General features: G+C 74.6%; 23 protein-coding genes. 9 read left to right on the forward strand and 14 right to left on the reverse strand.

The annotated features are described in order from the left end of the window. Positions 1 to 218: 218 nt before the first annotated feature. The 4 genes from OG989_RS28345 to OG989_RS28360 all read right to left on the reverse strand — a co-directional run bounded on the left by OG989_RS28345 (position 219) and on the right by OG989_RS28360 (position 5123). Complete coding sequence (locus OG989_RS28345; protein WP_327029009.1) at positions 219 to 2435, reverse strand: transglycosylase domain-containing protein; 2217 nt, start codon at positions 2433 to 2435, stop codon at positions 219 to 221. A gap of 154 nt (positions 2436 to 2589) precedes the next feature. Beyond that, positions 2590 to 3390 carry a hypothetical protein gene (locus OG989_RS28350; protein WP_327029010.1) on the reverse strand — a complete coding sequence of 267 codons (801 nt, stop codon included), beginning with the start codon at positions 3388 to 3390 and terminating at the stop codon, positions 2590 to 2592. A gap of 148 nt (positions 3391 to 3538) precedes the next feature. Beyond that, positions 3539 to 4645 (reverse strand): SPFH domain-containing protein, encoded by a 1107-nt coding sequence (locus OG989_RS28355; protein ID WP_327029011.1) that lies wholly within the window; start codon positions 4643 to 4645, stop codon positions 3539 to 3541. Between the two features lie 4 nt (positions 4646 to 4649). Then, on the reverse strand, positions 4650 to 5123 hold the full coding sequence (locus OG989_RS28360; RefSeq protein WP_151457518.1) for an NfeD family protein: 474 nt from the start codon (positions 5121 to 5123) through the stop codon (positions 4650 to 4652). A 111-nt stretch (positions 5124 to 5234) separates the two neighbouring features. On the opposite strand from OG989_RS28360, the gene OG989_RS28365 reads away from it, so the two are divergent. Further along, positions 5235 to 6551, forward strand: coding sequence for a serine hydrolase domain-containing protein (locus OG989_RS28365; RefSeq protein ID WP_327029012.1), 1317 nt, complete (start codon positions 5235 to 5237; stop codon positions 6549 to 6551). Between the two features lie 195 nt (positions 6552 to 6746). Here OG989_RS28365 and OG989_RS28370 read toward each other — a convergent pair whose 3' ends face one another. Beyond that, positions 6747 to 7556: a DUF3097 domain-containing protein gene (locus OG989_RS28370; protein WP_327029013.1), complete on the reverse strand. Its 810-nt coding sequence runs from the start codon at positions 7554 to 7556 to the stop codon at positions 6747 to 6749. A 229-nt stretch (positions 7557 to 7785) separates the two neighbouring features. Between OG989_RS28370 and OG989_RS28375 the strand changes: the two genes are divergently transcribed. Beyond that, on the forward strand, positions 7786 to 8580 hold the full coding sequence (locus tag OG989_RS28375; RefSeq protein ID WP_327029014.1) for a hypothetical protein: 795 nt from the start codon (positions 7786 to 7788) through the stop codon (positions 8578 to 8580). A 7-nt stretch (positions 8581 to 8587) separates the two neighbouring features. Here OG989_RS28375 and OG989_RS28380 read toward each other — a convergent pair whose 3' ends face one another. From OG989_RS28380 to OG989_RS28410, 7 genes are all read right to left on the reverse strand, one after another. After that, positions 8588 to 9367: an HAD-IIA family hydrolase gene (locus OG989_RS28380; RefSeq protein WP_121400752.1), complete on the reverse strand. Its 780-nt coding sequence runs from the start codon at positions 9365 to 9367 to the stop codon at positions 8588 to 8590. A 48-nt stretch (positions 9368 to 9415) separates the two neighbouring features. Further along, the gene (locus OG989_RS28385) at positions 9416 to 10477 is read right to left on the reverse strand and encodes a ferrochelatase (RefSeq protein WP_327029015.1); all 1062 of its coding nucleotides are present in this window, start codon (positions 10475 to 10477) and stop codon (positions 9416 to 9418) included. Between the two features lie 113 nt (positions 10478 to 10590). Further along, a complete protein-coding gene (fabI, locus tag OG989_RS28390) occupies positions 10591 to 11358 on the reverse strand; it encodes an enoyl-ACP reductase FabI (RefSeq protein WP_151457584.1) in 768 nt (255 codons plus the stop codon). 35 nt (positions 11359 to 11393) lie between these two features. Beyond that, positions 11394 to 12098, reverse strand: a complete 705-nt coding sequence (gene fabG / locus OG989_RS28395) for a 3-oxoacyl-ACP reductase FabG (protein ID WP_151457585.1) — start codon at positions 12096 to 12098, stop codon at positions 11394 to 11396. Between the two features lie 742 nt (positions 12099 to 12840). After that, the gene (locus OG989_RS28400; RefSeq protein ID WP_151457184.1) at positions 12841 to 13791 is read right to left on the reverse strand and encodes a VWA domain-containing protein; all 951 of its coding nucleotides are present in this window, start codon (positions 13789 to 13791) and stop codon (positions 12841 to 12843) included. Then, positions 13788 to 14792, reverse strand: coding sequence for a DUF58 domain-containing protein (locus OG989_RS28405; protein WP_132238734.1), 1005 nt, complete (start codon positions 14790 to 14792; stop codon positions 13788 to 13790). The genes OG989_RS28400 and OG989_RS28405 overlap by 4 nt, the downstream gene beginning before the upstream one ends. Continuing rightward, entirely contained in the window at positions 14771 to 15883 is a 1113-nt protein-coding gene (locus tag OG989_RS28410) for an AAA family ATPase (RefSeq protein WP_132238733.1), read from the reverse strand. Before OG989_RS28410 ends, OG989_RS28405 begins: the two co-directional genes overlap by 22 nt. Positions 15884 to 16161: 278 nt before the next feature. On the opposite strand from OG989_RS28410, the gene OG989_RS28415 reads away from it, so the two are divergent. From OG989_RS28415 to OG989_RS28425, 3 genes are read left to right on the forward strand one after another with little or no spacing between them, the layout of a single operon-like run. Continuing rightward, complete coding sequence (locus OG989_RS28415) at positions 16162 to 16392, forward strand: hypothetical protein (protein WP_327029016.1); 231 nt, start codon at positions 16162 to 16164, stop codon at positions 16390 to 16392. Between the two features lie 13 nt (positions 16393 to 16405). After that, positions 16406 to 16954 carry a PH domain-containing protein gene (locus tag OG989_RS28420; protein ID WP_327029017.1) on the forward strand — a complete coding sequence of 183 codons (549 nt, stop codon included), beginning with the start codon at positions 16406 to 16408 and terminating at the stop codon, positions 16952 to 16954. Next, the gene (locus tag OG989_RS28425; protein WP_442791890.1) at positions 16951 to 18510 is read left to right on the forward strand and encodes a PH domain-containing protein; all 1560 of its coding nucleotides are present in this window, start codon (positions 16951 to 16953) and stop codon (positions 18508 to 18510) included. The genes OG989_RS28420 and OG989_RS28425 overlap by 4 nt, the downstream gene beginning before the upstream one ends. 25 nt (positions 18511 to 18535) lie before the next feature. On the opposite strand, the gene OG989_RS28430 is transcribed toward OG989_RS28425, so the two are convergent. Then, the gene (locus OG989_RS28430) at positions 18536 to 19561 is read right to left on the reverse strand and encodes a phosphatase PAP2 family protein (protein WP_327029018.1); all 1026 of its coding nucleotides are present in this window, start codon (positions 19559 to 19561) and stop codon (positions 18536 to 18538) included. Between the two features lie 258 nt (positions 19562 to 19819). Between OG989_RS28430 and OG989_RS28435 the strand changes: the two genes are divergently transcribed. After that, a complete protein-coding gene (locus OG989_RS28435) occupies positions 19820 to 20224 on the forward strand; it encodes a thioesterase family protein (protein WP_151457646.1) in 405 nt (134 codons plus the stop codon). Beyond that, positions 20221 to 21048, forward strand: coding sequence for an MBL fold metallo-hydrolase (locus tag OG989_RS28440; protein ID WP_151457647.1), 828 nt, complete (start codon positions 20221 to 20223; stop codon positions 21046 to 21048). Before OG989_RS28435 ends, OG989_RS28440 begins: the two co-directional genes overlap by 4 nt. 118 nt (positions 21049 to 21166) lie before the next feature. Here the strand turns inward: OG989_RS28440 and OG989_RS28445 are convergent, their stop codons facing one another. After that, complete coding sequence (locus OG989_RS28445; protein ID WP_327029019.1) at positions 21167 to 22102, reverse strand: PfkB family carbohydrate kinase; 936 nt, start codon at positions 22100 to 22102, stop codon at positions 21167 to 21169. A gap of 65 nt (positions 22103 to 22167) precedes the next feature. Here OG989_RS28445 and OG989_RS28450 point away from each other — a divergent pair, with 65 nt between their 5' ends. Continuing rightward, entirely contained in the window at positions 22168 to 22542 is a 375-nt protein-coding gene (locus OG989_RS28450) for a nuclear transport factor 2 family protein (protein ID WP_151457649.1), read from the forward strand. A 279-nt stretch (positions 22543 to 22821) separates the two neighbouring features. Beyond that, positions 22822 to 23940: a lytic polysaccharide monooxygenase gene (locus OG989_RS28455; protein ID WP_327029020.1), complete on the forward strand. Its 1119-nt coding sequence runs from the start codon at positions 22822 to 22824 to the stop codon at positions 23938 to 23940. Positions 23941 to 24058: the final 118 nt, after the last annotated feature.

The following is a 24058-nucleotide window of genomic DNA, read 5'->3' on the forward strand; positions in this document are numbered from 1 at the left end:
CCCGTCGGCCGACCGACCAACATCGGGACCGGGACCGGGACCGATGTCGGCGTCCCTGCTGGCGCAGTAGGACGGCGGGCAGCCCGGGGGCGCGTATTCCCCGGTCGTGCCCTGTCGAGCTGCCCGCACAGGTGGGGCAGCCCAGCCACCCGAAGCAGGGCAGAGGCAGTGCAGCCACCCCGAAGCGGGGCAGCCGGCCAGCAGCGGCACGGTGGCGGTCAGCCGCGGCGCTCCAGCCAGCGGCGCAGGTCGGACAGGCGCTGATCGTCCGGGGCCGACGGCCGCCGCTCCTCGGACGGGCGGCGCTGTTCGACCGGCGGACGCTCCACCGGGCGGCGCGGGTCGCCGACCAGCTCGCGGCTGGGGGCGGCGAACTTCTTCTCCGGCTCGCCCGCGACGGCGGTGCCGATGACCCGGGCGACCGCGTCGATCACCCGCGCCTGCACGGCCGCGCCCACCGAGTCGGTCGGGTCGTCCGGGTTGGCGGCGATGCCCGCGACCGCCACCTGCGGGGTGAAGCCGACGAAGGTCTCGGTGGCGTTCTTCTCCGAGCTGCCGGTCTTGCCGGCCACCGGCCGGCCGTCGAGGATCCGGTTCACCGAGGTGGCCGTGCCCCCGTTGCACTGCGCGAGCGTGGACTGCTGGCCGACCGGGCAACGGGCGGCGTCGGTCGCGGCCCGGGCCACGTCGGCGTCGAGCACCCGGCGGCAGGACGGGTCGCCGACCGGCACCCGCTGGCCGTCGGCGGCGGTCACCGAGACCACCGGCAGCGGCGCGCAGTACGTGCCCTCGGCGGCCACTGTGGCGTACGCGTTCGCCAGGTCGAGCGGGGTGGTGGCGGTGACGCCCAGGGTGAACGAGCCCCAGTTGGCGGCGTCGTTCTCGGCGAACGTGGCGTCGGCGTCGGCCCGGAAGGTGATGCCGAGGCGCTTCGCCATCTCGACCACCTTCTCCTGCCCGACCTGCTCGGCCAGCCACACGAAGTACGTGTTCACCGAGCGGCCGAAGCCGTCCCACATCATCCGGTAGCCGTCCATCCACTCCGGGTTGGCGTTGGCCGGGCACCACCGGCCGTCGCAGCTGCCCTCGCCCTCGGCGGCGTACCGGGTGGGCAGCCGGCTGGGCGCGTCGAAGCCGGTGGACAGCGGCTTGCCGGCCTCCAGCGCGGCGAGCATGGTGAAGAGCTTGAACGTCGAGCCGGCCTGGTAGCCGGCCACGCTGTCGCCGCCGGAGATCAGCGGGTTGACGGTGTTGGGGCGGTTGGCCTGCCCGTCCGGGTTCGCGTCGAGGCTGTAGTGCCGGTTGACCGCCATCGCCAGCACCCGGCCGGTGCCCGGTTCGACGGCGGCGATCGGCAGGGCGCGCTTGTTGTCGTAGGAGTAGACGCTGGTGGCCTGCTTCTGCGCGGTGGCCTGGATCTTCGGGTCCAGCGAGGTCACCACGGTGTAGCCGCCGCGGCGCAGGGCCTGCTCGCGCTCCTCGACGGTCGCGCCGAACTCCGGCTGCGCGAGCCACCACTGCCGCAGGTAGTCGCAGAAGAAGCCCCAGTCGTCGTGGCCCTCGGCCACGGCGGTGCAGCCGTTGGGCTGGGCCGTGGGGCGCAGCGTCAGCTTCTCGGTCCTCGCCCGCGCGGCCTCGTCGGCGCCGATCGCGCCGGTGGAGACCATCGAGTCCAGCACGTAGCCGCGCCGCTCCAGCGCGGCGTCCGCGTCGCCGTCGATCGGGCTGTACGCCTCCGGCGACTGCACCAGGCCCGCCAGCAGCGCCGCCTCGCCGAGGGTCAGCTCCGCCGGGGACTTGGCGAAGTAGCGCTGGCTGGCCGCCGCGATGCCGTACGCCCCGGAGCCGAAGTACGCGATGTTCAGGTAGCGGTTGAGGATCTCGTCCTTGCTCAGGCGCTGCTCCAGCGCCGAGGCGTACCGGATCTCCTGGATCTTGCGCCCGACGGTCTGCTCGGTGGCCGCGGCGCGCTCCTCGGCGGTGCGGGTGGGGTCGGTCTTGAGCACGTTGCGGACGTACTGCATGGTCAGCGTGGAGCCGCCCTGCTGGCCGCCGCCGGAGACGTTCGACACCACGGCCCGCAGCAGCCCGCGCAGGTCGGCGCCGCCGTGGTCGTAGAAGCGCCGGTCCTCGGCCGCCACGATCGCCTGCCGCATCACCGGGGCGATCTCGTCGAGCGGCACGTCGGTGCGGTTGACGTCGTAGAACGTGGTGATCAGCGTCCTGCCGTCGTTGGCGTAGAGGTAGGAACGCTGCGGCGTGACCGGGGTGCGCAGCGCCTCGGGCAGCCCCGCGTACGACCCGACCGCGGCCTTGGCGGCGAACCCGAGCAGCAGGTTTCCCGGCAGCGCGGCGACCGCCAGGACGAGGCCGGCGAGCACGCCGGCGAGCAGCACGGTGAACAGCCGCGACAGCGGCGGGCGGGGTGGGGCCATGGTCCCCAGGATTGCCACGTAACGGGCCAACCGACCACCCCCGCGGCCCGGTTGTCAGCAATTTCACCGCCCGTGACCAGCGACTTCCCATCCCACCGCTCTCGCCGGCACCGCTGGCCCCGCTCGCCCCGGAGGCCCCGAGCACCCCGGCGGGTCAGGTGGGCAGGGGGCCGTTCGGGCCGGGGGTGGCCGGGGCGGCGGCGGTGGCGAGGCTCGCGCTGGCGGCGTCGCGGGCAATGTCCCGGGGCACCAGGCGGCCGGAGCGGTACCCGACGCCGATGCCGGCGATCAGCACGAAGATCGCACCGAAGGTCTGCAACGAGCCGATCAGCGCGCCGCCGACGCCCAGCAGCGGGGCGGCGATCATCAGCATGACGCCGTCGCCGATGCTGAACGTGCCGGACCGGGCCACCGACCAGCCGGTCAGCAGCCAGCCCAGGCTGTAGCAGGTGGCGCCGACGAGCACGAGCACGCGCGCGGTGGTGCCGAAGACGGGGGTCTGCTCCGCCAGCCCCGCGAAGGGGAGCATGAGCACCGTGCCGGCGATGGAGACGAGCAGGCCGGCGACGGCCGCCCGGCGGCTGCGGGTCGCCGCCAGCAGCCCGGTCAGCGCCAGCAGGGCGAGCAGCCCGAGCCACACCGCCGCCACCCAGCCCACCAGGTAGAGCGGCCGGCCGTCGGCCGGGTACGGGTCGTTGCCCACCCCGCCGTCGCTGCCCATCGCCACGACGGCGTAGAGGATGGCGTACGCGGGGAGCAGCCACACCGCGCCCCGGGCGAGCCGGCGCAGCGACCAGGCCCAGGTGGCGTTCGTGGCCGGCCCGATCGGCGTCGGCTCGACGAAGGGCAGCACCCCGAACCCCCCGCCGGTACGCCGGCTGCCGAGCGGCCCGGCGGGATCGTGCGCACCGGGCACCGGGGCCGAGGATCGTACCCGCTTCGCCGGATCCTTCATGCGTCACCTCGCTCGTCCGACGAACGGTGCGGGACGCGCCGGGGCGCCCCGATGCCTGCTCACCGCCCGTCCTAGGACCGATGGTGGCAGGCGACGGAGCGCCCCATGAGTGGTTCTCACATTTCCGGGCGACCGCGCCCGGACCCGGTCAGGCCCGTTCGCGCTGGTCGGCCGGGTCGTTGAGCAGGCTCGCCGGGGAGACCGGCTCCGGTGCCGGCAGCCCCTGCGGCGTGCCGCCCGTGGCCTGCGCCTCGGCGACGCGTACCTCGTCGTGGATCTGCTGGGCGGCGGCCGCCGCGGCCTGCGCGGCCTCGGCCGCCTCGCGCTCCACGTCGCTCGCGCTGCCGGCCGCCTCCGGGGCCGGCTCGTCGCCGACCATCCGGCTCAGCCCGCCGAGCGCGCCGCCCATGCCCTCCAGCGCCTTGGTCAGCTCGGCCGGCACGATCCAGACCTTGTTCGCGGTGCCGTTGGCGATCTGCGGCAGGGCCTGGAGGTACTGGTAGGCGAGCACCTTCTGGCTCGGGTTCGCCTGGTGGATCGCGTCGAACACCGTCTTGATCGCCTTCGCCTGACCCTCGGCCTGGAGGATCCGGGCCTGCCGGTCACCGTCGGCGCGCAGCACCGCGGACTGCTTCTCACCCTCGGCCGTGAGGATCTGCGACTGCTTGTGCCCCTCGGCGTTCAGGATCGCCGCCCGGCGGTCGCGCTCGGCGCGCATCTGCTTCTCCATCGAGTCGCGGATGCTCGCCGGCGGCTCGATCGCCTTGAGCTCCACCCGGGTGACCTTGATGCCCCACCGCCCGGTGGTCTCGTCCAGCACGCCGGACAGGTGCCGGTTGATCTGGTCGCGGCTGGTCAGCGCCCGCTCCAGGTCCAGCGAGCCGATCACGTTACGCAGCGTCGTGACGGTGAGCTGCTCGATGGCCTGGAGGAAGTTCGAGATCTCGTACGTGGCCCGGACCGAGTCGACGACCTTGAAGTAGAGCACCGTGTCGATCGAGACGACCAGGTTGTCGGAGGTGATCACCGGCTGGGGCGGGAAGCTGACCACCTGCTCCCGCAGGTCGACCTTGGTACGCACCGCGTCGACGAACGGGACCAGGATGTTGAGCCCCGGGTTGAGCGTGCGCTTGTACTTGCCGAGCCGCTCGACCACGTCCTGACGCTGCTGCGGCACGATCCGTACCGCCTTGGCCAGGGTGATCACCCCGATCAGAGCGATGGCGATCAGTAGGACCGGGATCACAAGTTCCATGTACTCACCTTTTCGCTTCGGGTAGCTCGCCGGAAGGGGAAACGTCGTCCCGCCACACCAGGGCGGTGGCGCCCCGCACCTGGATCACCTGCACCCGGTCGCCCGGGGCGAAGTGCTGGCTCGCGTCGTAGGAGCGGGCCTGCCACAGCTCGCCGTCGATCTTCACCATGCCCTGCCCGGCGTCGACCTGCTCCAGCACCAGCGCCGTGCTGCCCTCGATCGCCTCCACGCCGAAGGGCTGCTCGCCGCTCTCCAGCGCCGAGCGGCGGTGCCTGCGCAGCGTGGGCCGTACGCCCAGCACCGTCAGCGCCGACACGCCGGCGAAGACGATCGCCTGCACCTCGACCGGGGCGCCGAGCGCCGCCGCTCCCGCGGCGGCCAGGGCCCCGACCGCGAACATGATCAGAAATAGCGTCGTCGTGAAGATCTCAGCGACCGCCAGAACGACACCCAGCACGATCCAGAACACGGCGTCCACCCCCCGATCGTGACACGTCAAAGCACGTGGAGCCCACCCGCGAAGATCAGTAAGCTCGGCGGCACGCCGGCGGCCCACCCCGACGGCACCGGAATCCCCCGAGGAGAGCCCGTGTCCCTGCTGCCCGAGACCACCCGCCAGGTCGATGCCCTCGTCGCCGGGGCGCAGTCCGCCGGCCGTACGCCGTCGCTGCTGATCGGCGTGGTGCGGGACGGCGCGCTGACCCACCTCGCCACCGCCGGCGAGCACCCGCGCCCCGACGCCGACCTCCAGTACCGCCTCGGGTCGATCAGCAAGACCATGACCGCCACCCTGGTCATGCAGGAGCGCGACGCCGGCCGGCTGGCCCTGGACGACCCGCTGGAGAAGCACCTGCCCGGCACCGGTGTGGGCACACTCACCCTGCGGCAGCTGCTCGGCCACGCCAGCGGCCTGCGCCGCGAGCCGGACGGGCAGTGGTGGGAGCGCGCCGAGGTCGGAGACCTGGCGACGCTGCTGGCCGGGGTGAGCGCCGAGAAGATCGCCTATCCCCCGCACCGGGTCTACCACTACTCCAACCTGGCGTACGGGCTGCTGGGCGGGGTGCTCGAACGGATCACCGGCACCCCCTGGGCCGACCTGCTCCGCCAGCGCGTGCTGGAGCCGCTCGGCATGGGCCGCACCACGTACGCGGCCACCGAGCCGTTCGCCCGCGGTTACGTGGTGCACCCCTGGCACGGCACGCTGCGGGAGGAGCCGCGTACCGACACCGGGGCGATGGCCCCGGCCGGGCAGCTCTGGTCGACCGCCGAGGACCTGGCCCGGTGGGCGGCCTTCCTGGCCGACCCCGCGCCGCAGGTGCTGGCGGCGGAGACGCTGGCCGAGATGTGCGTCCCCGTGTCGATCAGCGACGTCGACTCGTGGACCGGCGGGCACGGCCTCGGGCTGGAGCTCTACCGGCAGGGCGAACGGGTGTACGTCGGGCACGGCGGCTCGATGCCCGGCTACGTGGCCGCCCTGGCGGTGCACCGCCCGTCGCGCACCGGCGTGATCGGCTTCGCCAACTCGTACGGCTTCCGCACCGGCGGAATCGGTGGGCTCGCGCTACGGATCCTCACCACCGTCCTGGACGCCGAGCCGGCGTTCCCGCAGCCCTGGCGGCCCGCCGCCGCTCCCCCGCCCGCCGAGGTCGACGAGGTGACCGGTCGCTGGTGGTGGATGGGGGCGTCGCTCGACGTCACCTGGGACGCGGCCAGGGGCGAGCTGGTCGTGTACGTGCGCGGCGAGCGGGTCAGCGTGTTCGTCCCGGAGGGGCCGGACCGCTGGCGGGGTCGCTCCGGCCCGGAGAACGGCGAGATCCTGTCGGTGCTGCGCGACGAGGCGGGGCGGGTGGCGGCCCTCGACATCGCCACCTTCGTCTTCACCCGCACCCCCGACCAGGAGCCCTGACGGCGCCCGCAGCCGCCGGCGGAGGATCCACACGCGAGACGCTGTCGGGCTGATGTCGCAGACGATTCAGGGGCCGTCTGGCGTCGCAGCGGCCACAAGCACCGCTGATGTCACAGACGACTCAGCTCGACAGCGTCGTACGACCCCTTCGCCCACGAACCAGGCCGCCGCCGACGGGCCGGACCGCGCTCGCGCTCAGGCCGGCTCGGTGACGAAGTCGATCAGGCGTTCCATCGCGTTGATCAGCGGGGTCTCCACGTCGGCGAAGCTGTCGACCCGGGACAGGATGTGCCGCCACATGTCCGCCGGCTCGGCGACCCCGAGCGCGGCGCAGACGCCCTCCTTCCACGGGCGTCCCGGCGGCACCACCGGCCACGCCCGGATGCCCAGCGCCGCCGGCTTGACCGCCTGCCACACGTCGACGTACGGGTGCCCGGTGACCAGCACGTGCGGGGAGGTCACCTTCGCGACGATCCGGCTCTCCTTGGAGCCGGCGACCAGGTGGTCGACGAGCACGCCGAGGCGCCGGTTGGGGCCCGGGGCGAAGTCGCGCACCTCGGCGTCGAGCGCGTCGATGCCGTCCAGCGGCTCCACCACCACGCCCTCGACGCGCAGGTCGTCGCCCCAGATCCGCTCGACCAGGGCGGCGTCGTGGATGCCCTCCACCCAGATCCGGCTGGCCCGGGCGACCTGGGCGCGTACGCCGTCGACGGCGATCGAGCCGGAGGCGGTGCGGCGGCGGGCGGCCGGCACCGGGGCGCGGGTCGGCCGGCGCAGCGTCACCGGCCGCCCGTCGAGCAGGAACGCCGCCGGCAGCAGCGGGAAGTTGCGCCGGCGTCCGTGCCGGTCCTCCAGCACCACCGCGCCGGCCTCGAAGCCGACCACCGCCCCGCAGAAGCCGGAGTCGGCGTCCTCGACCACGAGGTCCGGCTCGGCGTCCACCTCGGGCGTGACCTTCCGCCGCCGCCAGTCCCCCGCCAGCACATCGTCCGCGTACCGCCCCATGCCGATCAAGCTAACCTCCCACCCCTCCCCCCGCACCCGACACGCCGCCCGCCCCACCGCCCCACCGCGGCGATCATGCAGTTGTGGTGCCCCGCGAAAGGGGAAGAGGTCGACGATCCACCCACCACAACTCCATGATCGACGGGACGGGGGCGCATGATCAGCGGGGCGGCGGACAGTCGGAGCGGCAGTCGAGACAGGGGCGGCGGTGACCACGTACCCTTTCGGCATGTCCACCCCCGCAGCGGGCGCGGCCACTCTCACACCGCGCCGGTCCAGCCGGTTCGTGGCCTGGGTGCGCGCGTGGCGCGCCGGGCTGGTGCCCTTCGACGAGCTTGCCGACGCCATCGCCGGCGACGAGGAGCACCTGGTCGCCGACGCGCCCGGCACCTGGACCGACGTTCCCCTGCCCCAGGCGCTACCCACCCTCGCAAAGCTCTCGCCCGACGAGATCCGGCTCGTGCTGCCCGCGCCCGGCGACCCGCGCGGGCTGCCCGGGCCGGGCGACTTCGCCGGCACGGCGCTGGTCGCCGGCGAGGCGGTCGTCGCCGGCGGGCTCGGGCTCATCCCGCACGTGCGCACGCACACGTCCGGCTCCGGCGACACCTTCGAGACGGTCCTCTGGCGGGTCTACCCGCTGCCGGCCGACGCCCCGGCCGCTTCCCTCGCGTTGCCCGGCGCGGCCGAGGCCGAGGCGGAGCTGGCGGTGGCCCTGGCCGACACGACCGCCGCGCTGACCCGGCTGGACGTCGCGCAGTGGCGACCCGAGCTGGCCGGGGCCCTGGAGGCGCTGCGCCGGCCGGACGGCGCCACCGACCTGCCGCCCGGGTTCGACCCGCGGGCCCGGCGGCTCTTCGCCCGGGCCGCCGTGCTCGACCGGGTGCTCGCGCTGGCCGGGCACGCGGCGCCGGGCGGCGCGATCAACAACTACGAGGCCCAGCAGCGCGACGCCGCGCTGCGCCCGCTGACCACCGCCTGCCGGCAGGCGCTGGTGGCCGCCTGCAACGCCCCGCTGCGCCCCTGATCGCCGGTCAGATCTCGTCGACCAGGTCGGCGACGGAGTCGACGATCCGCGACGGACGGTACGGGTAGCGCTCCGCCTCGGCGCGGCTGCTGATGCCGGTCAGCACCAGGATCGTCTCCAGCCCGGCCTCCAGCCCGCAGAGGATGTCGGTGTCCATCCGGTCGCCGATCATCGCGGTCGTCTCGGAGTGCGCGTTGATCGTGTTCAGCGCCGAGCGCATCATCATCGGATTGGGCTTGCCGACGAAGTACGGCTCGATCCCCGTCGCCTTGGAGATCATCGCGGCGACGGAGCCGGCGGCCGGCAGCGCGCCTTCCACCGACGGGCCGGTCACGTCGGGGTTGGTGCAGATGAACCGGGCCCCGTCGTTGATCAGCCGGACCGCCTTGGTGATCGCCTCGAAGCTGTAGGTGCGGGTCTCGCCCAGGACCACGTAGTCCGGGGCGAAGTCGGTCAGCACGTAGCCGACCGCGTGCAGCGCCGTGGTGAGCCCGGCCTCCCCGATCACGTACGCGGTGCCGCCCGGACGCTGGTCGGCCAGGAACTGGGCGGTGGCCAGCGCGGAGGACCAGATCGCCTGCTCCGGCACGTCGAGGCCCATCCGGCTCAGCCGGGCCGTGAGGTCGCGGGGCGTGTAGATCGAGTTGTTGGTGAGCACCAGGAACGGCTTGCCGGAGGCGCGCAGCCGGGAGACGAACTCCGGTGCCCCGGGCACGGGCTGGCCCTCGTGCACCAGCACGCCGTCCATGTCGGTCAGCCAGCTCTCCACCGGCTTGCGGTCCTGCATCGTCACTCGTTCCAGGGTGTCGGGCCGCCGGCGGGGCCGGCGCGGCGGTCAGGAGGCCGGGTTCCCGGCTTCCTGGGCGGCGGTGGGGCGGCGTGCCGGGACGCAGCACACCGTGGGGCAGGTGTCCCACATGGGCAGCTCGCCGAGGCGGCGGCGCAGGCCGGTCCCGTCCGGGTCGGTACGCTCGCGGACCAGCTCGCGCACCATCGCCACGAACCGGGGGTCGGTGCCGGGGGTGGCGGCCCGGACGAAGTCCAGCCCGAGCTGCCTGGCCGTCTCCCGCGCCTCGGTGTCCAGGTCCCACACCACCTCCAGGTGATCGGAGACGAACCCGATCGGGCTGACCACCACGCCGGTGGTGCCGGCGTCGGCAAGCGTACGCAGGTGGTCGTTGACGTCCGGCTCCAGCCACGGCACCTGCGGCGGGCCGGAACGGCTCTGCCAGACCAGGTCCCAGGGCAGGTCCGGGGCGGCCGCGGCGTGGACCAGCCGGGCGACCTCGGCGAGCTGCGCCTCGTACCGGCCGCCGTGCGGGCCGGCGTTCGCGGCCATCGAGTTCGGGACCGAGTGCGCGGTGAACACGAGTCGGGTGCCGTCCCGCTTCGCCGGGTCGAGGCGGCGGAGCGCCGCCCGCACCGCGTCGGCGTGGGGCTCGACGAAGCCGGGGTGGTCCCAGAACTGGCGGAGCTTGTCGATCAGCGGGGCGTCGGGGCCGACCGCCGCGCGGGCGGCGGCGATGTCCTCCTGGTACTGCCGGCAGGAGGAGTAGCCGCCGAAGGCGCTGGTCACGAACGCCAGGGCGTGGGTGACGCCGTCGTCGCGCATCTGCGCCACGGTGTCGGCGAGCATCGGGTCCCAGTTCCGGTTGCCCCAGTAGACCGGCAGGTCGAGGCCGTTGGCGGCGAAGTCCTCCCAGACCGCCGCGAGCAGCTCCCGGCACTGCTGGTTGATCGGCGATACGCCACCGAAGTGCTGGTAGTGCTCGGCGACCTCCGCCAGCCGCTCCGGCGGCACGCCCCGCCCCCGGGTCACGTTCTGCAGGAACGGCATCACGTCCTCGGGCCGTTCCGGTCCGCCGAAGGACACCAGGACCACCGCGTCGTACGCCATGGCTCCCATTCTTCCCGGTGCCCGTCCCCGCCGGGCGCGGCCCCCTGGTCCGGGGTGTGAGGAAGGGCCCCCTGCAATGCAGAATGCGATTGCAGGGGGCCCTTCCTCACACGTCAGGCGCCGATGGCGTGGTAGCCGCCGTCGACGTGCACGATCTCGCCGGTGGTGGCCGGGAACCAGTCGGAGAGCAGCGCCAGGCAGGCCCGCGCCGCCGGCTCCTGGTCGGTGAGGCTCCAACCCAGCGGCGCGCGCTCGGCCCAGGCCTCCTCGAACTGATCGAAGCCGGGGATCGACTTGGCGGCGATGGTACGCAGCGGCCCGGCGGCGACCAGGTTGCTGCGGATGCCCTGCTTGCCCAGGTGCAGCGCCAGGTAGCGGGAGGCGGACTCCAGCCCGGCCTTGGCCACGCCCATCCAGTCGTAGACGGGCCACGCCTTCGTGGCGTCGAAGGTCAGGCCGACCACCGCGCCGCCGGCGGACATCAGCGGCAGCGCCGCCATCGCGAGGGACTTGTAGGAGTACGTGGAGACGTGCAGCGCGGTCGCCACGTCCTCCCAGGGTGCGTCGAGGAAGCCGCCGCCGAGGCAGCTCTGCGGGGCGAAGCCGATCGAGTGCACCACCCCGTCCAGGCCGTCGACGTGCTCGCGCACGCGGTCGCCGAGCCCGGCGAGATGGTCGGCGTCGGTCACGTCCAGCTCGATCACCGGGGCGGGCTCGGGCAGTCGCCTGGCGATCCGCTCCACGAGGGAGAGCCGGCCGTAGCCGGTGAGCACGACCTGCGCCCCGTTCTCCTGGGCGAGCTTCGCCACGGAGAAGGCGATCGAGGCGTCGGTGATGACGCCGGTGACCAGCAGCCGCTTACCGGCGAGCAGTCCGGACATGCAGGGATTCCTCCGTAGTTCTCAGTGACCGCTTGTCAGTGGCCCATGCCGAGGCCGCCGTCGACCGGGATGACGGCGCCGGAGACGTAGCCGGCGGCGTCGCCGGCCAGCCAGGTGACCACGCCCGCGATCTCGTCCGGCTGAGCGAACCGGTTGGCGGGGATGGCCTTGCGGTACTCGGTCCTGCGGTCCTCGGGCAGGCCGGCGGTCATGTCGGTCTCCACGTAGCCGGGCGCGACCACGTTGGCGGTGATGTTGCGGCTGCCCAGCTCGCGGGTGATCGAGCGGGCCACGCCCACCAGGCCGGCCTTGCTCGCCGCGTAGTTGACCTGGCCGGGGCCGCCGTAGAGGCCGACCACCGAGGAGATGAAGATCATCCGGCCCCACTTCGCGCGCAGCATCTTGCCCGAGGCGCGCTTGGCGCACCGGAACGCGCCCGTCAGGTTCGTGTCCAGCACGCGGGTGAACTGCTCCTCCGACATGCGCAGCAGCAGCGTGTCGTCGGTGATCCCGGCGTTGGCGACGAGCACCTCCACCGGCCCCAGCTCGGCCTCGATCGCGGTGAACGCCGCGTCGACCGACGCGGAGTCGGTCACGTCGCAGCGGACCCCGAACAGCCCCTCGGGTGGCTCGCCGCTGCGGTGGGTCACCGCCACCCGGTCGCCCTGCTTGGCGAAGGCCTGCGCGATGGCCAGGCCGATCCCCCGGTTGCCGCCGGTCACCAGGACGGTACGGGCCACGGTTCCCCCTGTAGTTCAGTGATCTCCCGGTCGGTCGGAGCCTAGGCGTTACCGGCAGGTAAGCGCTAACGCCGTGCACGTCCGGGCCGGCGCGGCGTCGCCCGGCACCGGCGCCTGCCCCGCCCCTCCGGCGACGCGGCGGCCCCCTCGGCCGAGGCCCGTGCGGCCGCTCGGCCGAGTGCGGCGACGGCGACCCGCGGGTGTACGATGATCCGCGTTTGCGGGCCGTGCGGCCCGCTTCCGGGCCCCGCCGACCGCAGGAGGTGATCGCTGTGCGAGATAGCGATCCTCCCAGTCGTGGCCGGGCCGAACGTCAGCCCCGCTGAGCCACGACTCAGCAGGTGAGCTGACCCAGCTCCGCTCCCCGCCCCGCCCGGTAACCGGCCCCGCGCCGGTCGGCCGTGCCGCGCCGGGAGCCGCCCGGTCACGACTTCGTGTGCGCGTCCCGACCCACCCCTCTGCGGTCCGCCCCCGCACGCGCGGACCGTCCAGTCGCCGCCCGGAGCCGTCCATGAGCCGCTACGTCGCCCCGCTGGGCTTCACCCTCGCCGCCGTCTGGGTGGCCGTCGTCTTCGTCCTCGCCGGCGGCGCCGCGCACTGACCACCGGCGACGGCACGCACCGACCGCCGGCACGCACCGACCGCCGGCGACGGCGCGGACCGACCGCCGGCACGCACCGACCGCCGCGCCGTCGCCGGCCGTCGGGGCGCGCCCGGCCGCCGGCCACCCCGCACCCGCGCGTCAGAGCATCCGCGAGGACCACAGCAGGTTGAGGGCCCCCGCGCAGAGTGCCAGCAGCAGGGCCACCCCCGCGTACCACTGGGTGACCTCGCGGGGTTCCGTGCGGAACCCGATCGAGCTGCCCATGTCCTGGTAGACCTGCTTCAGCTCGCTCACCGACGCCGCCTCGTAGAAGTAGCCCTCGGTGGCCTCGGCCAGATCGGCCAGGGCCAGCCGGTCCACCGGCACCCGTTGCAGCTGGCCGCCGATGTCCACCTGCCCGGAGTCGGTGCCGAAGGCGATGGTGGAGACCGGCACGTTCGCCGCCTGCGCCGCGGCGGCCGCCTCCTCCACCGACCGGCCCGAGGTGCGGTACCCGTCGGAGAGCAGCACGATGCGGGCCGGCGGGATTCCCGCCGCGCCGTCGGCCGGCACCGACCGGATCGCCTCCAGGCAGGTGAAGACCGCCTCGCCCGTCGCCGTCGCCTCGGCCAGCACCAGCCCGTCGATCGCGGCGGTCACCGCGTCCCGGTCCTTGCCCGGCGGCACCAGCACGTTCGCCGACTTGGCGAACGAGACCAGCCCCAGGTTGTAGCTCTCCGGCAGCTCGCCGACGAACTGCTTGGCCGCCTCCTGCGCCGCCTCCAGCCGGTTCGGCGCCACGTCGTCGGCCTGCATGGACAGCGACACGTCGATGGCGAGCATCACGGTCGCCCGTTCCAACGGCTCCCGGGTGTCGACCGACGGCCGGGCCAGCGCGGTCGCCAGCACCAGCAGGCAGAGCAGGAACGCCGTGGCCGGCACGTGCCGCCGCCAGCCCAGCCCCTTCGGCGCCAGGGTGCGCAGCAGGTCCACGTTGGTGAACCGCATCGCGTACGCCCGGCGGTGCAGCTGCCGCCAGACGTAGAGCGCGGCGAGGGCGAGCACCGGCAGCACGGCCAGCAGCCACCACGGTTGCAGAAAGCGGATCATCGTGTCGTCCCCCTGGTGCGCGCGTGCCGCTGCGCGGCGACGAAACGCACCATGTCGAGCAGCCAGTCTCGGTCCGTACGCAGTCGCAGGTGGGCCGCGCCGGCGCCGCGCAGCGCCGCGGAGATCTCCGCGCGCTGGGCGGCCGCCGCCTCGGCGTAGCGGTGGCGCAGCCGCGGGTCGGCGGTCTGCACCTCGTGCAGCTCGCCGGTCTCCGGGTCGACCACCGGCAGCACCCCGACGTCGGGCAGCTCCAGCTCCCGGGGATCGACCACCTCGATCGCCACCACGTCGTGCCGGACGCGCAGCTTACGCAGCGGCCGGGACCACCGCTGCGGCGGGGCGAGGAAGTCGGAGATGACCACCGCCACGCCCCGGCGGCGGGGCGGCCGGTTGAGCATGTCGACAAGCGTGCCCAGGTCGCTGCGCCCGGGGCGGATCTCGGTGCCGGCGATCGCCCGCAGCAGCGCGTGGGCCTCCTTGCGGCCGGAGCGCGCGGGCAGCCGGGTGTAGACGTCCGGGCCGGCGACCGGCGGCGCGGCGCGCCACCGGCGGGCCGGCGCGCTCGTGCCGCCGCCGCTGCCGATCACCGCGCCGATCCGGTTGCCGCCCCGGACGGTCAGGTGGGCCAGCGCCGCCGCGGCGGCCACCACGACGTCGCGCTTGAGCCACCGGCCGGTGCCGAAGTCCAGGCTCGCCGAGAGGTCCACCGCCAGCCACGTCTCCAGCTCCCGGTCGGCCACCGTACGCCGGACGTGCGGCATCGTCGTGCGGGCGGTGACCGGCCAGTCCATCCGGCGTACGTCGTCGCCGGGGCGGTACTCCCGGGACTCCCCCGCCTCGCTGCCCGGCCCGGGCAGCAGGCCGGCGTAGTCGCCCTGGAGCAGGCCGTCGAGCTTGCGGGTGACCATCAGTTGCAGCCGCGACAGGACGGCCTCGGTGCGGTCGGAGGGGACGTCGGCAGGCCGACGGGCGGGTGAGGTCACGGACGCTGCCCGGGCCAACCGGCGCCGGGCGGCGCGGAGGTCGGCATGGGTGCGGGGGTGGCCTGCTGCCGGGGCGCGACCGAGGGCAGCGGGATGGTGGACATCACCCGGTGCACCACGTGGTCGGCGGGCACGTCGTCGGCGAGCGCGTCGTAGCTGAGCACGAGCCGGTGGCGCAGGATGTCCGGCGCGATGTCCTGCACGTCCTGCGGCAGGGCGTAGTCCCGGCCACGCAGCAGTGCCAGCGCGCGGGTGGCCCGGACCAGGCCGAGCGAGGCGCGCGGGCTCGCGCCGTACTGGATGAGCTGGGCGACGTCCGGCATCCCGTGCTCCGCCGGGGCGCGGGTGGCCAGCACCAGCCGGACCGCGTAGTCGACCAGGGCGTTGTGCACGAAGACCTGGTCCGCCTTGCGTTGCAGGGCGATCAGGTCGGGGGTGGTGAAGACCGGCGCCGGCTGCGGCGGGGCGACCCCCATCCGGTAGACGATCTCCCGCTCCTCGGCGTCGGTCGGGTAACCGACGACGATCTTCATGAGGAAGCGGTCCCGCTGGGCCTCGGGCAGCGGGTAGACCCCCTCCTGCTCGATCGGGTTCTGCGTCGCCATCACCAGGAACGGGTCGGGCACCCGGTGGCTCTCGCCGCCGATGGAGACCTGCCGCTCGCTCATCACCTCCAGCAGCGCCGACTGCACCTTGGCCGGCGCCCGGTTGATCTCGTCGGCGAGCAGGAAGTTGACGAACACCGGGCCCAGTTCGACGTCGAACTTCTCGCTCGACTGCCGGTAGATGCGGGTGCCCATGATGTCGGCGGGCACCAGGTCGGGGGTGAACTGCACCCGGGCGAAGGAGCCGCCGACCACCCTCGCGAGGGTCTCCACCGCGAGGGTCTTCGCGACCCCCGGCACGCCCTCCAGCAGGCAGTGGCCGCGCGCGAGCAGCGCGACGAACATCCGCTCCACCATCCGGTCCTGCCCGACGATCACCCGTTTGATCTCGAACAGCGCCCGCTCGAGCAGGGTCGCGTCCTCGGCCGGCGTGGTCACCGGCTCGGGTGTCTCCGGGCCCGTCCCGTTCGGCGTCGGGGCGTCGGGCGTGGTCGGCTGGGCCACCGGTCCTCCACAGCATGATCGGTTGTCGCGCGGCGTGGTGCGTATCAAGACTCGCATGCCCGGCTGAGTGCCGAGGTGGGGAGAAGCCGATTCTCGCCGCCGCGTCCCCGATGCCGGGTCGCGGGCCCGCCACGCCGTCGGGCGGTACGAAATCGCCGCTCACGGGTGGACAGGGACCGGCCCGGCGCGTGTACCATTCACCCGTCGCCGGGCGGCTCCCCCCGTGGCCGCCCGGCGCTCAAACTTCCGGTGCCGCCACCGCCCCTAGACTGGTCGGGATGAGCAGCCCCCTTCCCGCCGACGAGCCGCTGGTCTGCTCGTCCCGCGGATGTCGTGCCCCCGCCCACTGGGCGCTGAGGTGGAACAACCCCCGGCTGCACGACACCGACCGGCGCAAGACCTGGCTCGCGTGCACCGAGCACCGCACCACCCTCGGCGACTTCCTCGACGCCCGTGGCTTCCTCCGGGAGGTCGTACCGGCGCCCGGATCGCCTACGCTCGAAGGGTGAGCGCGCACAACGGATGTCCCCGGTGAACAGTGACGGGTCCGCCGGCCCGCCGCCGGCGCCACCCCTACCGCCGGCGGGCCCCCTGGAGCCGTGGCCGGACACCGTCCGCTGGCAGTCGATCTCGTCCGACCTGATCTGGGTGGAGCTGATCCGCCTGGCGCTGGTGCTGGTCGTCCTCGCCCTCGGGCTGGGCGTCGGCTGGGCGTTCAGCGGCAGCGGCTTCCTCGGCGCGGCACTCGGCGTGGTGCTGCTCTTCGGCGTCCTGCGGGGCGTGACGATCGTCCGCGCCGTACGGGCCTGGGGCTACGCGGAGCGGGAGGACGACCTGCTGGTCCGGCACGGGCTGCTGGTGCGGCGGCTCTCCATCGTGCCGTACTCGCGGATGCAGTTCGTCGACGTCAGCGCGGGGCCGCTGGAGCGCGCGTTCGAGCTCGCCACCGTGCAGTTGCACACGGCCGCCGCGGCGAGCGACGCCCGGGTGCCCGGGCTGCGCCCGGCGGAGGCGTCCCGGCTGCGCGACCGGCTCACCGCGCTGGGCGAGGACCGGGCGGAGGGCCTGTGAGCGACCCGGCCGCCCGGGGCACGGACCACGCCGGCCCGTCCCCGGCGGAGCCGGGCGTCCCACCGGAGCCGACCGGACCCGGTGCGCCCCCGCCGCCGACCGGACCCGACGTGCCACCGGAGCCGACGGGGCCCGGTGTGCCGCCGGAGGCGGCATGGCGCGACGCCGGGTCCGGCTTCCCGCCCCCGGCGACCGGGCCCGTCACGCCGGGCCCGGTCCGGTCTGCCGGGGCGCCCGGGGGCGCCGAGCCGCGGCAGCGGCTGCACCCCCTCAGCCCCGCCCTGCACGGCGCCAAGTCCCTGGTCGTGGTGATCGCCGGCCTGTCGTGGTCGACGCTGTCGCGGGTCGGCTTCGGCTGGTTCGCCCTGATGGCGGTGGTGCTGGCCCTGGGTGCCACCGTGCTGGCCGTGGTGAGCTGGTACTACACCGGCTACCACGTGGTGGGCCGCGAGCTGCGGGTGCACGAGGGTCTCCTCTGGCGACGCACCCGGGCGATCCCGCTGGAGCGGCTCCAGGCCGTCGAGGTGGTCCGTCCGCTGCTCGCCCAGCTCACCGGCCTGGCCGAGCTGCGGCTGGAGGTGGTGGGCGGGGGCAAGACGGAGGCGCCGCTGGCCTACCTGAGCGTCGCCGAGGCGACCGCGCTGCGCCAGCGGCTGCTCGCCCTCGCCGGACGGATCGCGGCCGAGCCGGGCGCGCCGCCGGCGGGAGTGGCCGCGGGACCGGCGGGGACCCCGGCACCACCGCCCGGCCGGCCCCTGCACGCCGTGGCCAACAACGACCTGCTGGTCAGCCAGCTGCTGACCCCGCAGGCGTTCATGATCCCGTTCGGCGTCGCGTTCGTGGTGGCGCAGTTCCTCTCCGAGGACTCCTGGTCGTTCGTCGCGGTGGCGAGCACCCTCACCGCCATGGCCGGCGTGCTGCTGCAACCGGTGCGGCGGGTGCTCGACGACTGGAACTTCCGGCTCGCCCGGGACGAGGGCACGCTGCGGATCCGCAACGGCCTGCTGGAGACCCGCGCGCAGACCGTGCCGCTGGACCGGGTGCAGGCCGTCGGGGTGACCTGGCCGCTGCTGTGGCGGGTCAAGGGCTGGCTGCGGCTGCGCCTGGAGGTGGCCGGCTACTCCGCCGGCGAGGCCGACGAGCGCAACCGGCCGGACCGGCTGCTCCCCGTCGGTGACCGGGCGACCGGCGAGGCGATCGTGGCCGAGGTGCTGCCCGGGGTGCGGCTGGCCGCGCTGCCGCTGAGCCCGCCGCCGACGCGGGCCCGCTGGCTCAACCCGCTGAGCCGGGGCGTGCTCGGCGCCGGGCTCGACGACCGGGTCTTCGCCGTCCGCTCCGGCCTGCTCACCCGGCAGTTGGCGCTCGTGCCGTACGCCCGGATCCAGAGCGTGCGGGTCGTGCAGGGGCCGGCGCAGCGGCGGCTGCGGCTGGCGACGGTGCACGCCGACACCGCCGGCGGCGCCGGCGCGGCCGCCCGGGACCGGGACCTCGCCGAGGCGTGGGCCCTGGCGGCGGAGCTGACGGCCCGCTCGCGCGCGGCCCGCCGGGCGGGCTGACCGCGCCCGTCCGCACGCGGGTTGTTCAGCGGGTGGCCGTGACCGGCGGCGGCTCGGCGGCGGCCGGCTCGGCCTCAGCGTCTGGCTCCGCCGGGGACCGCCGGGCCTTGCGGGCCGCCCACCAGCGCTCCGCCAGGCCGACCACCAGGAAGGCCATCCCGACGTACGCCCAGCCGACGAGCACGTCGATGACGTAGTGCTCGCCGCTGTAGACGAGGGTGAACGTCATCGCCAGCGGGTACGCCAGCAGCAGCGGCCACCAGCGGCGGCGGGTCTGCCGCAGGAAGAACAGCACCACGAAGAGCGCGAACGCGGTGTGCAGCGAGGGCATCGCGGCCACCGGGTTGGAGGCGATCTGCCCGGCGTTGAGCAGGTTGCCGGCGCCGTGCATGCCGAACGCCTTCCAGCCGCGCGTGGAGATCCGCGCGACCTCCTCCAGCAGCCCGTTCTGCGCCGCCCACCAGGGCGGGGCGGCCGGGTAGAGGAAGTAGGTGACCAGGCCGGTGGCGCACAGGAAGCCCCAGCGGCGCATGAAGGCCGCCCACCGCCCCCGGTCCCGCAGCCAGAGCACCGCCGCGGCGGCCAGCGCCACCACGAAGTGTGAGAAGTAGACCCAGCTGACCGCGACGTCCCACCAGTGCACCTCGGGCCGGTAGAGGTGCTCCTGGAGCCAGGTCGTCGGCACCTGCCCGCCCGTCGCCCAGCCGAACATCACCCGGTCGGCGACGATCAGCTCGTACGCGTGCGGGGTGGCGCCGTTGTCGGCGAAGCCCCGGGACAGGTTGTAGACGGCGAGCAGCAGCACCACCGGCACCCAGTCCCGCGCGAAGCGCAGATGGCTGCGCCACGGCCGGCTGCTGTTCCAGGCGATCGTCCCCGCCCAGATCCACAGGAACGCGTACGCCGGGTCGGTCGGCAAACCGATGCCGAGCCAGCCGGCGACGAAGGCGACCCCCCAGAGTGTCATCGCGACCACGCGACGACGCCCGCCGTCGGGTGCGGCGGGTGGCTCGGTCCGGGCGGGGGGCTGGGGGTCGGTCGCGACAGACATCGCGGTCAAGGTTAGCGGCGCGGGCGGCATCGCCCCACGCCGACCACCCGGCCGCGCCGTCCTTCCGGGCGCGGCGGGACCGGCAGGCGCGGCAGACCGGTACGGCGGGCGCGGCGGGACCGGCAGGCGCAGCGGGACCGGCGCGGAACCGGCGGCCGGGTGCGGCGGTTCCGCGTCGCCCAGGGGCGGTGTGCGCCGGTGGGGGCGACCGACGTGCACGCGCCGCCGCCCGCCGCCCGCCTCGTCTAGGCTTTGGCCATGCAGGAGCAGCCGGAGCCCGCGCTGACCCCGGGCCTCACCGCCCGGGTGGAGCTGACCGTCGCCGACACCGACACCGCCCAGGCGGTCGGCTCCGGAGACGTGCCCGTCCTGGGCACGCCCCGGGTGCTCGCCCTCGCCGAGGCCGCCACGGTGGCGGCCACCGCCGCCCGGATGCCCGGCGGGTCGACCACCGTCGGCACCCGGGTCGAGCTCGACCACCGGGCGGCCACCCCGGTGGGGCGCACGGTGGTGGCGCAGGCCCGACTGACCGCGGTCGAGGGGCGGCGGCTGTACTTCGAGGTCAGCGTCAGCGACGGCGACGAGACGGTCGCCGAGGGCCGGGTGGAGCGGGTGCTGGTCGACCGGCAGCGCTTCGTGGAACGCGCCGCGCGGTCGTCGTGACCGCCCGCTTCACGCGGGTCGCCGACGGGGTGCACGTGCTGCGCGAGCCGCTGCTGCACGTCAACGTCACGCTCGTCGTCGGCGACGGGGCCGCCCTGCTGGTCGACACGCTCTCCACCGCCGGGCAGGCCGCCGAGCTGGCCGCCGCCGCCCGGGCGGTCACCCCCCATCCGTGGACGCTGGTGAACACCCACCACCACTTCGACCACTGCTTCGGCAACGCGACCCTCGCCGCCGACCCGCCCCGCCCGGTGTACGCCCACGAGCTGGCCGCCGAGGCGATGCGCGAGCCGGACCGGCTGCGCCGGGAGGCGTACGCGGAACTGCGCGACGCGCACCCCACGCTGGCCGCCGAGGTGGCCGGCACGGAGCTGCTGGCGCCGACGCACACCGTGCACGGCGAGACCGTGCTCGACGTGGGCGGCCGGCGGGTGGTGCTGCGCCATCCCGGTCGCGGGCACACCGCCGGTGACCTGGTGGTGCACGTGCCGGACGTCGACGTGCTGGTCGCCGGGGACCTGGTGGAGCAGAGCGGCCCGCCGGCCTTCGAGGAGTCGTACCCGTTGCAGTGGCCCGACACGGTGGCGGAGCTACTGCGGATGACCACCCCGGCCACAGTGGTCGTGCCGGGGCACGGCGAGCCGGTCGACGCGGCGTTCGTACGCGCGCAGCACGCCCAGCTCGTCGAGCTGGCCTGGCTCATTCGCGCCGGGCACACCGGCGGCGCCCCACCGGAGCGCGTCGCCGCCGAGGCGCCCTTCGGGGCCCGTCCCGCCCTGTACGCCGCCCGCCGCGGCTACGCCGAACTCGACGGCACCGCCTGACGGCGACCGCCTCGCGTCACCTGCGGCTGCTCTCCGTGGTCAACGGCTGGCCGGCACCCGAAGGCCTGGCGCCGGCCCTCGACTGGTCCGTCCGGGCCCTGCGGGCCCGCACGCCGGCCTAGCGGGCGAAGCGGGCGTGGACCTCCGCGCGGGTGGGCATGGCGGTCGCGCCGCCGGGTGACTCGCAGACCAGGCCGGCGACCCGCAGCGCGAACGCCACCCGCTCGTGCCAGCCCGCCGGATCGGCGGGTTCGCCGCCGGCCAGCAGCTCCGCGACGAGGGCGCCCATCACCGAGTCGCCCGCGCCGGTGGCGTCCACCGCGGCGACCTTCGGCGCGGGTACGCGTACCGGATCGGCGCCGGCGGCGGCGACCACCGCGCCGGCCGCGCCGAGGGTGACCACCACGGTGCCCGCGCCGAGTTCCCGCAGGTACGCCGCCACGCCCTCCTCGGGTTCGCCCGGGTAGAGCAGCTTCGCGTCGGCGGCGCTCAGCTTGACCAGGTGGGCGCCGGCGGCGAACTCGGCCACCACCTCGCGCAGCCCGGCCAGCGCGGCCGGCCCGTCGAGCAGCCTGGGACGGACGTTGGGGTCGAAGACCCGCAGCCCGGACGCCAGCGCCCAGGCCCGGCGCGCGGCGGCCAGCGCCGGCGGCTGGAGCAGCACGATCGACCCGCAGTAGAGGACGTCGGCGCCCGCCACCAGGTCGGCGTCGAGGTCGTCGGGGCCGAGCAGGCCGTAGGAGGGCGGCTCGCCGTAGAACCGGAAGTCGGGCTCCGGGCCGGCGAAGGTGGCCACCGCCAGCGCGGTCGGGGCGGCGACGGTGACCGCCCCGGCCAGGCCGACGCCCGCGCCGGTCAGGAAGTCGCGGATCCGCCCGGCCAGGACGTCGTCGCCGAGCGACCCGACGAACTGCACCGCGCCGCCGAGCCGGGCGACGGCGACCGCCACGTTCAGCGGCCCGCCGCCGACGGCCTGCCGGTAGACCGGCTCGCCGTCACGCTCGGTGTCGAGCAGGTCGACCAGTGCCTCGCCGAGCACCACCGCGTATCCCATTGGTGTCCTCCGTCCACGCCGCGCGCCGACCGATCTTGTCGCACCAGGCTGGCACAGTACGCGCCATGACGAGCGCCGAAGCCACCGTATCGGCCTACTGGACGGCCTTGGAGGCGCGGGACTGGGACGCCGTCGCCGGGCTGCTCGCCGACGACGTGGTCTACCACCTGCCGCAGACCCGCGAGCGGATCGTGGGCCGGGAGTCTTTCCTGCGCTTCAACCAGGAGTACCCCGACGGCTGGCACCTCACGGTGAACCGGCTGGTCGCCTCGGGCCGGCGCGCCGCCACCTGGATCACCTGCGCCTACCGGGGCGAGGAGCTTGCCGCCACGAGCTTCTTCGACCTCGACGACGCCGGTCTCGTCCGCGAGATCACCGAGTTCTGGCCGGCGGCCTACGAGCCGCCGCCCGGCCGCGAACACCTCGCTGACCGCTACTGACACATCGAGCAACGGCTATTGCGCCTCGTCACCGTCCCGTGGTGGGATGGCGCTTGCCGGGCGGTTGCGGGGGCTGCCGCGCCGCCGGCGCCGGGTTCACATCCACGCGAGGGCATCGGCCCGCGAGTCGGGCCGCCGACGGCGCACGTACGCCGGCCATCCGCGCCGGGGCACGTCCGCCGCGACCGTCTTGCCCGCGCCGCAGCGGGGCGGCCCGTGCTGCCACCCCGCGCGCGTTGCCCGTGGGACTCCCCCGTCCCACGAGTGAGGAGAACCCCCGTGTCCCACCGATCGCGTATGGCCGCGTTGCTCACCGCGGCCGCGACCCTTCTCGCGGGCGCCGTCGTCCTGACGGCGGGGCCCGACCCCGCCGCCGCGCACGGCACCCCGATGGCCCCCGGCAGCCGCACCTTCCTCTGCTGGAAGGACGGCCTCTCGTCCACCGGCGAGATCAAGCCGAACAATCCGGCATGCTCCGCCGCCGTGGCCCAGAGCGGGGCCAACTCGCTCTACAACTGGTTCAGCGTGCTGCGCTCCGACGCCGCCGGCCGGACCGTCGGCTTCATCCCGGACGGCAAGCTGTGCAGCGGCGGCAATCCGGGCTTCGCCGGCTACGACCTGGCCCGCACCGACTGGCCGCTGACCCACCTGACGGCCGGGGCGCGGATGGAGTTCCGCTACAGCAACTGGGCCCACCACCCCGGCACGTTCTACTTCTACGTCACGAAGGACAGCTGGAGCCCGGGCCGGCCGCTGGCGTGGAGCGACCTAGAGGAGCCGTTCCTGACGGTGACCAACCCGCCGCAGCGCGGCTCGAGCGGCACCAACGACGGGCACTACTACTTCAGCGGCAACCTGCCCACCAACAAGAGCGGCCGGCACCTCATCTACTCGCGCTGGGTGCGCTCCGACAGCCAGGAGAACTTCTTCGGCTGCTCGGACGTCACCTTCGACGGCGGCAACGGCGAGGTCACCGGCGTCGGCCCGGGGGGCACGCCGCCGCCCAACCCGACCACGCCCCCGCCCAACCCGACGACCCCGCCGCCCAACCCGACCACGCCCCCACCCAACCCGACCACGCCCCCGCCGCACGGCGGGGACTGCATGCCGATCTTCAAGGTGGTCGGCACCTGGAACGGCGGCTTCCAGGGCGAGGTAACGATCATGAACCACAGCTCGTCGACCTGGTCGGGCTGGACGGCCAACTGGACGTGGCCCAGCGGGCAGACCATCAACAGCCTCTGGAGCGGCACGCTGAGCGGATCCGGTTCGTCGGTCACCGTGACCAACGCGCCCTACAACGGCACGATAGCCCCGGAGGGCACCACGACCTTCGGCTTCGTCGCCACCACCAACGGCACCAACACCCTGCCCACGGTCACCTGCTCCGGCCGCTGAGCCCCGACCCCGACCCTGCGCCCAGGTTCGGCCCCCTGAAGTGATCAAGAGGTTTGCGTCCCCGGGAACGATTCCGGGGACGCAAACCTCTTGATCGACAGCGTTGGCCGCCGGCCAG

It is taken from the genome of Micromonospora sp. NBC_01740 (genome assembly GCF_035920365.1).
GTDB lineage: Bacteria > Actinomycetota > Actinomycetes > Mycobacteriales > Micromonosporaceae > Micromonospora > Micromonospora reichwaldensis.